The sequence below is a fragment of the Roseovarius sp. genome, assembly GCF_048262375.1.
GTDB lineage: Bacteria > Pseudomonadota > Alphaproteobacteria > Rhodobacterales > Rhodobacteraceae > Roseovarius.
This window is the reverse complement of sequence record NZ_JBLXFE010000004.1, coordinates 141564-153767: the sequence shown is the minus strand read 5'-3', so window position 1 is coordinate 153767 and position 12204 is coordinate 141564. Positions and strand designations below refer to the sequence as shown.

At 62.3% G+C, this 12204-nt stretch carries 16 protein-coding genes; 13 read left to right on the top strand and 3 right to left on the bottom strand.

Annotation, left to right across the window (positions count from 1 at the left end):
- Nucleotides 1–20 precede the first annotated feature (20 nt).
- The 11 genes from ACN0SW_RS06365 to recO all read left to right on the top strand — a co-directional run bounded on the left by ACN0SW_RS06365 (nt 21) and on the right by recO (nt 6811).
- Nucleotides 21–701 (top strand): DUF2062 domain-containing protein, encoded by a 681-nt coding sequence (locus ACN0SW_RS06365; RefSeq protein ID WP_417727076.1) that lies wholly within the window; start codon nt 21–23, stop codon nt 699–701.
- A 37-nt stretch (nt 702–738) separates the two neighbouring features.
- Nucleotides 739–1491: a pyridoxine 5'-phosphate synthase gene (locus ACN0SW_RS06360; RefSeq protein WP_417727075.1), complete on the top strand. Its 753-nt coding sequence runs from the start codon at nt 739–741 to the stop codon at nt 1489–1491.
- Nucleotides 1484–1732: a hypothetical protein gene (locus ACN0SW_RS06355; protein WP_417727074.1), complete on the top strand. Its 249-nt coding sequence runs from the start codon at nt 1484–1486 to the stop codon at nt 1730–1732. Before ACN0SW_RS06360 ends, ACN0SW_RS06355 begins: the two co-directional genes overlap by 8 nt.
- A 93-nt stretch (nt 1733–1825) precedes the next feature.
- Nucleotides 1826–2233 (top strand): holo-ACP synthase, encoded by a 408-nt coding sequence (gene acpS / locus ACN0SW_RS06350; RefSeq protein WP_417727073.1) that lies wholly within the window; start codon nt 1826–1828, stop codon nt 2231–2233.
- A 230-nt stretch (nt 2234–2463) separates the two neighbouring features.
- A complete protein-coding gene (locus ACN0SW_RS06345; protein ID WP_417727072.1) occupies nt 2464–2844 on the top strand; it encodes a nuclear transport factor 2 family protein in 381 nt (126 codons plus the stop codon).
- A gap of 156 nt (nt 2845–3000) precedes the next feature.
- Nucleotides 3001–3831, top strand: coding sequence for a signal peptidase I (gene lepB / locus ACN0SW_RS06340; protein WP_417727071.1), 831 nt, complete (start codon nt 3001–3003; stop codon nt 3829–3831).
- Nucleotides 3828–4511: a ribonuclease III gene (rnc, locus tag ACN0SW_RS06335; RefSeq protein WP_417727070.1), complete on the top strand. Its 684-nt coding sequence runs from the start codon at nt 3828–3830 to the stop codon at nt 4509–4511. Before lepB ends, rnc begins: the two co-directional genes overlap by 4 nt.
- A 4-nt stretch (nt 4512–4515) precedes the next feature.
- Nucleotides 4516–4689, top strand: coding sequence for a hypothetical protein (locus ACN0SW_RS06330; protein ID WP_417727069.1), 174 nt, complete (start codon nt 4516–4518; stop codon nt 4687–4689).
- Nucleotides 4690–4758: 69 nt separating this feature from the next.
- Complete coding sequence (gene era / locus ACN0SW_RS06325) at nt 4759–5664, top strand: GTPase Era (RefSeq protein ID WP_417727068.1); 906 nt, start codon at nt 4759–4761, stop codon at nt 5662–5664.
- Nucleotides 5665–5736: 72 nt separating this feature from the next.
- Complete coding sequence (locus ACN0SW_RS06320) at nt 5737–6069, top strand: DUF1491 family protein (RefSeq protein ID WP_417727067.1); 333 nt, start codon at nt 5737–5739, stop codon at nt 6067–6069.
- 7 nt (nt 6070–6076) lie between these two features.
- On the top strand, nt 6077–6811 hold the full coding sequence (recO, locus tag ACN0SW_RS06315) for a DNA repair protein RecO (RefSeq protein ID WP_417727066.1): 735 nt from the start codon (nt 6077–6079) through the stop codon (nt 6809–6811).
- 51 nt (nt 6812–6862) lie between these two features.
- Here recO and ACN0SW_RS06310 read toward each other — a convergent pair whose 3' ends face one another.
- Complete coding sequence (locus tag ACN0SW_RS06310; RefSeq protein ID WP_417727065.1) at nt 6863–7636, bottom strand: sulfite exporter TauE/SafE family protein; 774 nt, start codon at nt 7634–7636, stop codon at nt 6863–6865.
- 246 nt (nt 7637–7882) lie between these two features.
- Here ACN0SW_RS06310 and ACN0SW_RS06305 point away from each other — a divergent pair, with 246 nt between their 5' ends.
- On the top strand, nt 7883–9571 hold the full coding sequence (locus ACN0SW_RS06305; protein WP_417727064.1) for an acyl-CoA dehydrogenase family protein: 1689 nt from the start codon (nt 7883–7885) through the stop codon (nt 9569–9571).
- 54 nt (nt 9572–9625) lie between these two features.
- On the opposite strand, the gene ACN0SW_RS06300 is transcribed toward ACN0SW_RS06305, so the two are convergent.
- Both ACN0SW_RS06300 and ACN0SW_RS06295 read right to left on the bottom strand, forming a co-directional pair.
- Nucleotides 9626–10588: an SLAC1 anion channel family protein gene (locus ACN0SW_RS06300; protein WP_417727063.1), complete on the bottom strand. Its 963-nt coding sequence runs from the start codon at nt 10586–10588 to the stop codon at nt 9626–9628.
- Between the two features lie 4 nt (nt 10589–10592).
- A complete protein-coding gene (locus tag ACN0SW_RS06295) occupies nt 10593–11291 on the bottom strand; it encodes a fumarylacetoacetate hydrolase family protein (RefSeq protein WP_417727062.1) in 699 nt (232 codons plus the stop codon).
- Nucleotides 11292–11633: 342 nt separating this feature from the next.
- Here ACN0SW_RS06295 and ACN0SW_RS06290 point away from each other — a divergent pair, with 342 nt between their 5' ends.
- A complete protein-coding gene (locus ACN0SW_RS06290; protein ID WP_417727061.1) occupies nt 11634–12203 on the top strand; it encodes a TetR/AcrR family transcriptional regulator in 570 nt (189 codons plus the stop codon).
- Nucleotide 12204 lies beyond the last annotated feature (1 nt).

The following is a 12204-nucleotide window of genomic DNA, read 5'->3' as shown; positions in this document are numbered from 1 at the left end:
GAACCCTAGGAGCCGCACAGGTGGTATTCAAACGTCGTGACAGACGCCCCTTGTGGAAGGTTATTGCCGATTTTTTCTGGCCCAAAGGCGGCTGGGGGCGGGCGTTCACCTATGTAAAGCACCGGCTGCACCGTCTGCCCGATCCCCCCGACCGTATCGCGCGGGGTATTTTTGCCGGGGTTTTCACCACGTTTACGCCGTTTTATGGAATGCATTTCGTGGTCGCCGGCACCTTGGCGTGGATTCTGCGCGGCAATATTCCGGCCGCCCTTTTGGGAACATTCTTTGGTAATCCGCTCACCTATGTGCCGATCGGGGTGATTTCGCTTCAGACGGGCCATGCGATCCTCGGTCGCAGCACGCTGGGCGAAGACGAGATCAGCCGGTCGCTCGGGGGCAAGTTTCTGGATGCGGGCGAGGATCTCAAGAATAACTTTCTCGCGATGTTCATGGATCACTCGGCGGATTGGCATAATCTCAAGGTGTTCTATGACGAGGTGTTCTTTCCCTATCTGGTGGGCGGCGTCATTCCGGGGATCGTGACCGGACTTGCGGTCTATTACATCAGCCTGCCGGTGATCACCGCCTATCAGCATCGCCGCAAAGGCGCGCTCAAGGCGAAATGGACTGCGATGAAGGAAAAGAAGGTCGCCAAGGAAAAACAGGCGCTTGAGGCTGACGGTGGCGGCAATTCGGACTAGGTTCGCATGAGTCGCAGTGCAATCACGGGAGAGGCCGATGTCGGCAGCAAATAAGTTACGTCTTGGTATAAATATCGACCATGTGGCCACAGTGCGCAACGCGCGCGGCGGGGCCTATCCTGATCCGCTTCGCGCGGCCAAGCTGGCGGAAGATGCGGGGGCAGACGGCATCACCGCGCATCTGCGCGAGGATCGGCGGCATATCTCGGACGCGGACATTGACGGGCTGATGGAGGTGCTGACGGTGCCGCTCAATTTCGAGATGGCGGCGACCGAGGAAATGCAGCGCATCGCCCTGCGGCACCGCCCACATGCGGTTTGCATCGTGCCGGAAAAGCGCGAGGAGCGCACCACCGAGGGCGGGCTGGAGGTTGCGCGCGAGGAAAACCGGCTGGCGCATTACATCGCACCGCTGCGCGAGGTGGGCTGCCGGGTGTCGATCTTTATCGCTGCGGACAAGCGGCAGATCGACGCCGCGCACCGGATCGGGGCCGAGGTGATCGAATTGCACACTGGTGCCTATTGCGATGCGCATGCCGAGGGCCATTTTGAGGCCCGTGACCGCGAGCTGGAGAGCCTGCGCGAGATGTCGGCCTATGCCCATTCACTGGGGCTGGAGGTGCATGCGGGGCATGGTTTGAACTATGAAACCGTGCAGCCGGTCGCGGCATTCCCTGAGGTGATGGAGCTTAACATCGGGCATTTCATCATTGGCGAGGCGATTTTTCGCGGGCTGCAACCGGCCATTGCCGAAATGCGGCGGCTGATGGATGAGGCGCGCGATGGCTGAGCCGCTGGGCTTTCTCTCTGCCGCGCTTGCCTTTGCGGTGATCGCCGCCTCGCCCGGTCCGGCCAATCTGGCGGCGGCAAGTGTGGCCATGGCCACCGGGCGCACCAAAGGCATGCGGTTTGCGCTGGGTTTGGCGTTGACCGGACTCAAGATTATGGGCGGCGTCTATCTCTTGTGGCTCGGGCTGCAATCGCTGGGGGCGGCGGGGGTATCGCTGCTGCGGTCTTCGGTCTCGCAATGAGGCAAGGGTGATGAGCGCGGGCACCGCGCGTGGCCGCATCCGCGTCTGGGTGTTTGGCGTCAGTATTCCGCTGTTTGCTCTGGGAGGGCAGGGATGATTTTGGGCATTGGTACCGATTTGGCGAATATCGAGCGGATTGCCCGGACGCTGGAGCGGTTTGGTGACAGGTTCCGCAACCGGGTCTTTACCGAGGTGGAGCAGTCCAAGGCGGAGCGTCGCGCCGACGTGGCGGGCACCTATGCCAAGCGGTGGGCGGCGAAAGAGGCCTGTTCCAAGGCGCTTGGCACCGGTCTGCGGATGGGCATTGCGTGGAAGGATATGGCGGTCACGAACCTGCCCACGGGGCAGCCGGTGATGCGGGTTACAGGCTGGGCGGCGGACCGTCTGGCCGAGATGACGCCCGCAGGGCACGAGGCCATCATTCATGTGACGCTGACCGATGATCACCCTTGGGCACAGGCCTTTGTGGTGATCGAGGCGCGGCCGGTGCAGGCGGGCTAATCCGGAAGACCCGCCCGGCGCAGGCCATCGCGAAACTCTTTCCTTTTCACCGCGTTCTTGAGCGGAATGCGATCCGTCGATTTTCAATTGCCTCATCAACCCGGCCCACAAGACCCGGAACCGTGCCAGGGCCGCAATAGGCCAGCGAACAATTGGGGTTCAATTGTTGTGGGCGGCACGGCCTTAATGTGAGATCATGTTCAAAACAGGGGGGAACGGTCATGGAATCCATGGAGAAGACTACAACGACCACTCATGCCGAGATTGTCGCGCAGGGGTGGGCAACGGTTGGACGCGGGGATTGGGACGTCTTGATCGCGGATTACACCGAGGACATGGTTTTCATCATGCCGGGGCAGAGCGATGTCCTGAAGGGGCGGCAGGCGTTTCGCGACGCGCTCGACTCTTTGGGTGCGGCTTTGCCGGCTGGTTTCGCCATCGCCTCAATCCGGCAGATCGGTGAGATGGGTGAGGTGGTGTCGATCGTGGACTGGACCAGTGACAAGCTACCGGGTGGCAGCAGTCTTGCGGTGCTGTTTCGGTTCGAAGGCGATAAGATTGCCGAAGAACGCTGGTTTATCGATACGGAGCAATGGAAGGCGGCCTTCTGATTGCGCGGGGCGGTCGTCGTTGGCGGTGACCGCCCCGGTCTTATCCGCAGAGCGCAAAGGAATTTGGGCCCGCAACACCTGCGCGCCCTTGCCACTGGCTTGACACCTTCGTCCCGGCCCCGCATGTAGCGCCGGTGAGGTAGCGGAGGACGCCAAATGGCCGCCGAAGGCAAAACATCAAGCTCTATCTGGGAAACCGTCAAGACGGTGTTCTGGGCCCTTGTGATCGCGGGGCTGTTTCGCACGCTCTTCTTTCAGCCGTTCTGGATTCCGTCGGGGTCTATGAAGGACACGCTGCTGATTGGCGATTTCCTCTTTGTCAACAAAATGGCCTATGGCTATTCCTATGCGTCCTGCCCATCGATCCGTTTTGCGGGGCTCAATATTGATGCGCAGGATATCTGCGGTTTCATTGACGGCGACAACACCCGCATTTTTGGTTCAGAGCCCGAGCGCGGTGATATCATCGTATTCCGTCAGCCTACCGACGGCACCGATTTCATCAAGCGGGTGATCGGCCTGCCGGGGGATCGCATCCAGATGCGGGATGGCGTGTTGCATATCAACGACGTGGCTGTCGGGCTGGAACCTGCCGGTGATTTCGTCGAGGAATTCGCGCGGCAAGGGCCGATGGGCATCCGCCCGCGTTGTGAAAACGGCGTGGTGGGGGAAGGGGCCGATTGCATCAAGTCGCGCCAGACCGAGACCCTGCCGAATGGCCGGTCGCATTCGATCATCAATATCGGTGATCAACGCTCCGATAACACCGGCGTCTTTACCGTGCCCGAGGCGCATTATTTCTTCATGGGTGACAACCGGGACAATTCCACCGACTCGCGCTTTCCTCAGGCGGTTGGCGGTGTTGGTTTTGTGCCGTTCGAGAACCTGATCGGTCGAGCCAATCGGGTTATCTTCTCATCCGGGGGCAGTTCGATGCTGGCATTCTGGACATGGCGCGGTGACCGCTTCTTCAAGAGGTTGGAGTGAAGTTATCGGCTGAGATAAAGGCGTTTCAATCGCGGCTTGGGCATGCGTTCACCAAGGCGGAGTTGCTCATTCGCGCGCTCACGCATTCTTCGATGGTGACGGCCAACCGGGATGACAATCAACGGCTGGAATTTCTGGGCGACAGGGTGCTGGGGCTGGTGATGGCCGAGGCGCTGTTGTCGCATGATGTCGGGGCGACCGAAGGCCAGCTTGCACCACGGTTCAATGCTCTGGTGCGCAAAGAGGCCTGTGCCGAGGTGGCGCGTGAGATTGATCTCGGGGCCGTGCTCAAGCTGGGGCGCTCCGAGATGCTCTCGGGCGGGCGGCGCAAAGAGGCGCTCTTGGGTGACGCGATGGAGGCGGTGATCGCTGCCGTCTATCTCGATGCAGGGTTCGAGGCGGCGCGCGGCGTTGTGCTCCGGCTCTGGGGCGCGCGGATCGGTGCGGTCAAAAAAGATGCGCGCGATGCCAAGACAGCGCTTCAGGAATGGGCGCAGGCGCGCGGCCTGCCGCCGCCCAACTATGTCGAGCTGGCCCGCAAGGGGCCGGATCACGCGCCGGTGTTTACCATTTCGGCCCAGTTAAAGAGCGGCGAGAGCGCCGAGGCAACCGCCGGGTCCAAGCGGCAGGCGGAGCAGTCAGCCGCCAAGGCGCTGCTTGGGCAGTTGCAGGCGGACTGAGGCAATGCGCCGCTTGCAGGTGAGTGCCGTGCGGTTGTTGCCGGGGGGCCTGTTGCGCGGGCTGACGATCAAGTGCTGGGTCCGGGCGCTGCGTTGCGCGCTCGTGGAGATGCGCGCCAAGCTGACGATGAATGGGGGCGGGCCCCGCACCTTTGTGCCCTTTGGCTGTGGGAACTGACGCTCGGCTCTGGTCGTGGCGCGTCAAATCGGCTAGAGCCTGTCAATCATAACAGTCGAGACCCATCCCATGACCACCCGCGCCGGATTTATTGCCCTGATCGGAGAGCCCAATGCGGGCAAATCCACCCTGCTCAATCGCATGGTGGGGGCCAAGGTCAGCATCGTCACCCACAAGGTGCAAACCACCCGCGCGCGCATTCGGGGCGTGGCGATGGAAGGTGAGAGTCAGCTGGTGTTCGTCGACACACCCGGCCTCTTTCAACCGCGCCGCAGGCTGGATCGGGCGATGGTTGCCGCCGCTTGGGGGGGCGCGTCGGATGCCGATGTGGTGGTCCTCTTGATCGAGGCGCATCGTGGTGTGACCGAAGGCGTGGAACGGATCCTCGAAGGGCTGACCGGCATTGCCAAGGGGCGCAAGGTGGCGCTTGCCATCAACAAGATCGACCGGGTGCAGGCGCCGGTTCTGCTGGCCCTGACCAAGGACATGAACGAGCGCTTTGCCTTTGAAAAGACGTTCCTTATTTCCGCTGAAAAGGGGCATGGGGTGGACGACCTGCGGCATTGGCTGGCGGGCGAGCTGCCCGAGGGGCCGTGGCTCTATCCAGAGGATCAGATCGCCGATCTGCCGATGCGGATGATCGCCGCCGAGATGACGCGTGAAAAGCTGACGCTGCGGCTGCATCAGGAATTACCCTATCAGCTGACCGTCGAGACCGAGCATTGGGAAGAACGCAAAGATGGGTCGGCCCGGATTGATCAGGTGGTCTATGTGATGCGGGATGGGCACAAGGGTATCGTTCTGGGCAACAAGGGCGAGACGATCAAGGCCGTGTCCAAGGCGGCACGCGAGGAATTGGAAGAATTCCTTGGTCGCCGCATTCATCTCTTTCTTCAGGTGAAAGTGCGTGAAAACTGGCAGGAAGAATCCGAGCGGTATTCCGAAATGGGGTTGGATTTCAAGGATGGGAACTAGGCGTATGCGCTTGGTCTTGCTCGTGAAATTACTGAAGTTCGACCGTGCGACACAGGTTGTGGCCGGGGTGGCATGGCCCGGCTGATCGCGCGCTTTTGGGTCGATGCCTATCTGGCGCGGCTCAGGTTGATGGGGATTCCGGCCTTTGTGGTGGCGCATGGCGATGACACCGGCGGCGCGGTTTTGGTCAAGCTCAACACGCTCAACGGTCAGGCGCGGGTCTGGCAGCGGTCGTTTGATCTGAGCACCGGCGCGCGGGTCTGGGTTGTGTTGGCTGAGGGAGATGAGGCTGCGGTCGATGCCGCAATTCTCCGGCAGCGGGGCTATGATCCCGACCTCTGGGTGATCGAAGTAGAGGACCGGGAGGGGCGTCACCTGCTTGATCATGACGGGCTGGAGGCGTGAGAAACCGATGGAGTGGCGCGATCAGGGCATCCTTCTGAGCAGCAGACGCCACGGGGAAAGCTCTATTATCATTGAGGTTTTTACGCCGGAGCGCGGGCGTCATGCGGGTGTGGTGCGCGGTGGCGCGTCGCGGCGCATGGCCCCTGTTCTACAGCCCGGTGCGCAGCTTGATCTGGAATGGCGGGCGCGGCTGGAGGATCATATCGGAACATTCCGGGTGGAGCCTGTTCGGTCGCGGGCGGGGGTGTTGGGGAATCCGTTGACCCTTGCCGGGTTGAATGCGGTTTGTGCGCTGTTGCTGTTTGCCTTGCCCGAACGCGAGGCGCATGACGCGCTCTATCGGCGCACCGAGACCCTTCTCGATCTGTTGGCGGAGGCAGAGGTCTGGCCACTGGCCTATCTGCATTGGGAACTGGCGCTATTGGAGGACTTGGGGTTCGGTCTGGACCTGAGCACCTGTGCGGTAATGGGAGAAAAGGCAAATGATCTCAGTTACATATCACCCAAAACCGGGCGCGCGGTGTCGCGTGCAGGGGCGGGGGAATGGGTGGACAGGCTCTTGCCATTGCCGCCGTGTCTGATGGGGCACGGGCCAGCACCGGATGCGGAAATCCTGCAAGGATTTACCGTGACGGGGCATTTTCTGAGTGCCCATCTGGCGCCGCAGATGGGCAATAAGCCGCTGCCCGAGGCGCGCGCGCGGTTCGTGGCCCGCATGGCGGCGCGGGTTGAGCGGGGCTGAGACGGTGTAAGCTCTGTAAGGTTTGAGCCGTATTTTGTAAGGTCTTTGGGATCAGAGCAGCATCACCCCGCGCCGGATCAGGTTGAGCCCGGCCATCAGCAGCACCCAGAGGGTGATGTTGCGAAAGGTGGCCTGATCGAATCGGTCCTGAAGTCGAAACCCGATCCAGATGCCAAGGAGCGCCGGGGCGACCATGGCGGCGGAGAGTGGCAGGGTTTCGGCACGCAGCACGCCCGAGCCGATATGCGAGCCAAGCAGCACCAGCGCACCCAATCCGTAGATCACGCCCTGCACCCGCATCTGTTCGGTCTTTTCGGTACTGCGCGCGATCAGCATGGCGACGGTGGGCGGCCCCCAGATGCCCGAGAGTCCACCAAAGAGACCCGCGAGCGCGCCCATGCCTGCCTCGCCCTTTAGCCCCGGTTCCGGGGGCAGGCGCAGGCCGCGCCCAAGGAGGGTGGACGCGGCATAGAGTGTGATCAGCGGCCCGATGAAGAGCAGCATCACCGAGGGCGGCAGCACCGGCACCAGTTGCGCCGCGCAGACCATGACCACGCCGCCCGCAATCAGGAACACCCGGAAGCGGGTGACCGAGGCCACGGCCGGGCCTGCGCCTTGTCGCAGCGCCTGCCAGAGATTGGTGGCCAGCGTCGGCAGAATGAGCCCGGCAAGTGCGAGTTCCGGGGACATCACCGTGCTGAGCCCGGCAATCATCACCGTGGGCATGGCGAAGCCCACCACGCCCTTGACCATCCCGGCGCAGAGCGCCACGATGAAGGCCAAGGTCCAACCCCAAGTTGGGTCTATGTCAAAAAATGCTTCCATGTGGCAGTCTTATAGATGTTCGGCGTTCCGGTGAAACCCTCAACATGCGGGGCACCATGGGGATAGGCAATTTTGAACTGATCGCCTTTGCCACCCGGTCTGACAGGGCTTTGGCCCGTGGGTAGTGCTGCAGTGCGGAAAATAAACGCGCAACTTTAGAACAAAAACCTGCGACAAAAGGCATAATAGTTGCGCTGCACCTGCATAATAGATAAAAGGCACGAGATTAGAAAAAGGATGCGATTCATGGCACATGACGGACAGGATCTTGCGATGGCACAACCGATCATTCTGGGCGACCTGCTGGCGATGACCAGTGTAGCGCTTGTCCCTGCCGAGGCGCTGTTGGAACGGGCCAAGGACGCTGTGCGCGCAACGGTCACTGTCGAGGGACGCGTATCGGGGGCTGCGATCGAGGCCAACCAGACCGCAGCACACGGGCTGGCGTGGCTGGCGACCTATGTCGAGGCGCTGCGGCAGATGCAGAACTGGGCCACGCGGCTGGAGGAAAAGGATCAGTTTGGCGAGGTCGAACAGCTGATCCTGCAAATCGCGTTCGGTGAGTATCTGAGCCAGATCGCTGGCGGGATTCAGATGAATCAGGGTGAGATGGTGCGTCTGCAGGATCTGGGCCTTGGCCCGGACGATGCGGAGCTGATGATGGACCCCGCTGCCACATTGCTGATGCAGGCAGGCAATACCCAAGCCGCGCGCAGCCGGTTGGTGGAGTTGATGCAGGAACGCGCCGCCGAGATCACCGTGGGGCGCACGGGGCTGGATGAAGAGCTGGAAATGATCCGCGAGCAGTTCCGGCGGTTTTCGGTCGAGAAGGTCGAGCCCTATGCGCATGACTGGCATCTCAAGGATGAGTTCATTCCGATGGAGATCATCGAGGAATTGGCGGAGATGGGCGTATTCGGCCTGACCATCCCCGAGGAGTTCGGTGGGTTCGGCCTCAGCAAGGCGTCAATGGTCGTAGTGTCCGAGGAATTGAGCCGGGGCTATATCGGGGTGGGGTCGCTGGGTACCCGGTCCGAGATTGCCGCCGAATTGATCCTCTGCGGCGGCACGGACGCGCAGAAGGCGCAGTGGCTGCCCAAGCTGGCCAGCGCCGAAATCCTGCCGACGGCGGTTTTCACCGAGCCCAACACCGGATCGGATCTGGGCAGTCTGCGCACCCGTGCGGTCAAGGACGAGGCAGGCGATTGGAAGGTGACGGGAAACAAGACATGGATCACCCATGCCGCGCGCACCCATGTGATGACGCTTCTGGCGCGCACGGTGCCCGACACCACCGATCACCGCGGGCTGTCGATGTTTCTGGCTGAGAAAACCCCCGGCACGGATGATGTGCCGTTCCCGACCCCCGGCATGACCGGCGGCGAGATCGAGGTGTTGGGATACCGGGGCATGAAGGAATACGAGCTTGGTTTCGACAATTTCCATGTCAAGGGCGAGAACCTGCTGGGTGGCGAAGAGGGCAAGGGCTTTAAGCAGCTCATGGAGACCTTTGAGAGTGCGCGGATTCAGACCGCCGCGCGCGCCGTGGGGGTTGCGCAATCAGCGCTGGATGTGGCGATGCGCTATGCGCAGGACCGCAAGCAGTTTGGCCGCGCGCTGATCGCGTTTCCGCGCGTGTCGGGCAAGCTGGCGATGATGGCGGTCGAGATCATGGTGGCGCGGCAACTGACCTATTTCTCGGCTTGGGAAAAGGATCACGGGCGGCGGTGCGACCTGGAGGCAGGAATGGCCAAGCTGCTTGGGGCCCGTGTCGCCTGGGCTGCGGCGGATAACGGGTTGCAGATCCACGGCGGCAACGGTTTTGCGCTGGAATACAAGATCAGCCGGATTCTCTGTGACGCGCGGATTCTCAATATTTTTGAGGGGGCGGCAGAGATTCAGGCGCAGGTGATTGCGCGCAGGTTGCTGGGGTAAGGGGCTGGTGCCGGTCTCAAATGCGCGGCTCCTCGATCGGGGCCTGCGCCCGTCTCAGTCCGGTTGAAAGATCGCACCTGCCTGCAACGCCTTGAGCGTGCGCCACAAAAGGCCCGCGATGATCACGCAGAGCGCGAAGAGGAGCGCGAGGCCGATCAGGCGGTGTCCCGGTGATCCCGCTGCCTCGGCATAGGTAAAGCTGGCGATGGTGACGCCCGCCATCGGAAAGCTGAGCGCCCAGAAGGCCAGAGAGAACTTCAACTTCAAAAGCTTTGGCAGTTGCACCGCGACGACGAGCGTAAAGAGATACGCGCAATTCAGCAAAACGCGGGCAAAGGCATCGACGCCGCCCACCAGTTGCACCCATGCCAGAAACCCGACCGAGGGGGGCGCGATCAGGATCACCAGCGAGGGTTGCAGGCGCTCGGGCAGCGGATCGTGAAAGATCAGGCGATTCATCACCAGCGTGAGCAGGACGATCCAGAAGACGAGGCCGATGCTGGTGAAGAACCAGCTTATCTCGGGGTAGCCGAGCGGCACGCCCGCGATGGCCACGATCACATTGCCCACCGCCGGGATGAACCATGCCGGTGAGAGATGTCCGTGCTGAAAGGCGCGCGCGCTGATCCAGCCGCTGACCACGGCAAGGGTCAGGACCAGTTGCATCGGCACGGCGGTCAGCCACATGACATGCGCAATGCCCGGTGCGGGGGCCAGCATGACGGTGGACATCAGCACCAGCGCGATCGAAATCGCCGGAAAGAACGCCAGTTTGACCGGATGGCGCCATTCTGCGGCCACCGCGCCGGGGTGGCGGATTGCCTTGGCGAGATAGCCAAGCGCTACGGCGGCAAAGACCGTCATGGTCAACCCATGCGCCGCCCATGAGGCCGCATGGGAGAGGCCCAATGCCGATTCGCCCGCGCGCAGGGCAAGGGTAAAGCCGCAGAGCCCCATGACGATGGTAAAGAGCGTGACCGGGACATATTGCAGGCGGGATTGGGCCGGTTCGGTCATCCGATCACTCTGGGGCGATGATGGTCAGATGCAGCGGCGCCAGACCGTCGATTTCGCCCAAGAGCACGTTACCGGGTTGCACCGGACCCACGCCCGCCGGGGTGCCGGTATAGATCAGATCGCCCGGTTCCAGATGATAGAAGCGCGACAGATGCGCGATGATCTCGGGCACGGACCAGATCATATCGGCCAGTGTCGCCTCTTGCTGGGTGCGTCCGTCCACGCTCAGGCGGATGGCCTGATCGGCGATGGCACCAAACTCGGCTTTGGGGGTGAGCGGGGCGATGATCGAGGCGTTTTCAAAATCCTTGCCGATGTCCCACGGACGGCGTTTTTCCTTGGCGACGCCTTGCAAATCGCGGCGGGTGAGGTCGATGCCGCAGGCATAGCCATAAACCGCGTCCATCGCCTCGGACGCGCTGACGCGGAACGCGGGGGCGCTGAGCGCCACGACGAATTCCATCTCGTAATGGCAATCCGAGGTTTCCAGCGGATAGGGGATGCTGGCGCCGCTCAAACAGAGGGTTTGCGGCGCTTTGTTGAAATAGAAGGGCGCCTCGCGGTCCACCTCATTGCCCATTTCAAGCGCATGGGCGGCATAGTTACGCCCGACACAAAAGATGCGCTGCACCGGGTAGCCTTTGTCTTGGCCTGTGATCGGCACCAAGGGGGGGCTGGGCAAGGAAAACAGCGGTTGGGTCATCGGGGCCTCCGGGGCAAGCGATTGAAGTTGCGCCCGTTATGCGCGCCGATTTCGCCCTTGTCAAAGCGGCTTCGGGTTGATGATGCCAACGCGGTACGGCGCGCTGAATTCCTGCATTTCCTCTTCCCGCGCTTCCGGCAAACTTCGGCGCGCAGATGCAGGAAATGGCGGATCTCCCTCGTTTCATCGTTCCAAAAATACTCATTCTATGGCCGCCTGTCGGTTTGGGCTCTCGGTCTTGCGGTGGCGTTTGCGCCACAGCCGTCCTGTGGCGCTGGCCGGGCAGGGGGTGCGGGCGGGCCGTGACACTGCCGCCCCTTGCGGCCCAAGGGCTGGCTGCGTATGGCTGAGCCCATGAGTGCGATCCGCCGCCCCCGTTTGACGCAAGATGACTGGCTATTGGCCGGGTTCGAAGCGTTGTGCGAGGCTGGTCCGGGAGCCTTGGGGGCAGAGCCCCTGGCGCGGCGCTTGGGGGCCACCAAAGGCTCGTTTTACTGGCATTTTGTCGATGTTCCCGCCTATCATCGGGCGCTTTTGGCCATGTGGCAGGCGGATGCGGCCACCGCGTTGGACGCCGCATCAGAGGCGGGCACGGATACCGCGCAGCTGCGCGACACCGTGCAACGCATTGCGGCCACTGCGCAGGGCGACCGTCTGGCATTGCGGGCCGAATCAGCAATCCGGGCCTGGGCGGGGGGAGATTCCCTTGCGGCTGAGGCGGTGCGTGCGGTGGATGACATGCGGCTCAAGCGGTTGCATCGGCTGTTGTCCGCCTGCGACATCGGCAATGCCGAGATGGCGCGGATTCTTTATGCGTCGGCGATTGGCATGCAGGCGATGCGCGATCCGGCACAGGATCAGGCTGCCCCGGCGATCGGATCGCTGGTCGATCTTATTCTGGCGCTGAGGTAGG

Excerpts from the sequence above, each read along its gene's own strand:
- ACN0SW_RS06360 (WP_417727075.1), top strand. The coding sequence starts at position 739 with ATGTCGGCAGCAAATAAGTTACGTCTTGGTATAAATATCGACCATGTG.
- ACN0SW_RS06300 (WP_417727063.1), bottom strand. The coding sequence starts at position 10,588 with ATGACCGAACCGGCCCAATCCCGCCTGCAATATGTCCCGGTCACGCTC.
- era (WP_417727068.1), top strand. The coding sequence starts at position 4,759 with ATGACCACCCGCGCCGGATTTATTGCCCTGATCGGAGAGCCCAATGCG.
- lepB (WP_417727071.1), top strand. The coding sequence starts at position 3,001 with ATGGCCGCCGAAGGCAAAACATCAAGCTCTATCTGGGAAACCGTCAAG.
- ACN0SW_RS06310 (WP_417727065.1), bottom strand. The coding sequence starts at position 7,636 with ATGGAAGCATTTTTTGACATAGACCCAACTTGGGGTTGGACCTTGGCC.
- ACN0SW_RS06305 (WP_417727064.1), top strand. The coding sequence starts at position 7,883 with ATGGCACATGACGGACAGGATCTTGCGATGGCACAACCGATCATTCTG.
- ACN0SW_RS06355 (WP_417727074.1), top strand. The coding sequence starts at position 1,484 with ATGGCTGAGCCGCTGGGCTTTCTCTCTGCCGCGCTTGCCTTTGCGGTG.
- ACN0SW_RS06345 (WP_417727072.1), top strand. The coding sequence starts at position 2,464 with ATGGAGAAGACTACAACGACCACTCATGCCGAGATTGTCGCGCAGGGG.
- recO (WP_417727066.1), top strand. The coding sequence starts at position 6,077 with ATGGAGTGGCGCGATCAGGGCATCCTTCTGAGCAGCAGACGCCACGGG.
- ACN0SW_RS06320 (WP_417727067.1), top strand. The coding sequence starts at position 5,737 with ATGGCCCGGCTGATCGCGCGCTTTTGGGTCGATGCCTATCTGGCGCGG.
- ACN0SW_RS06330 (WP_417727069.1), top strand. The coding sequence starts at position 4,516 with ATGCGCCGCTTGCAGGTGAGTGCCGTGCGGTTGTTGCCGGGGGGCCTG.
- acpS (WP_417727073.1), top strand. The coding sequence starts at position 1,826 with ATGATTTTGGGCATTGGTACCGATTTGGCGAATATCGAGCGGATTGCC.
- ACN0SW_RS06295 (WP_417727062.1), bottom strand. The coding sequence starts at position 11,291 with ATGACCCAACCGCTGTTTTCCTTGCCCAGCCCCCCCTTGGTGCCGATC.
- ACN0SW_RS06290 (WP_417727061.1), top strand. The coding sequence starts at position 11,634 with ATGGCTGAGCCCATGAGTGCGATCCGCCGCCCCCGTTTGACGCAAGAT.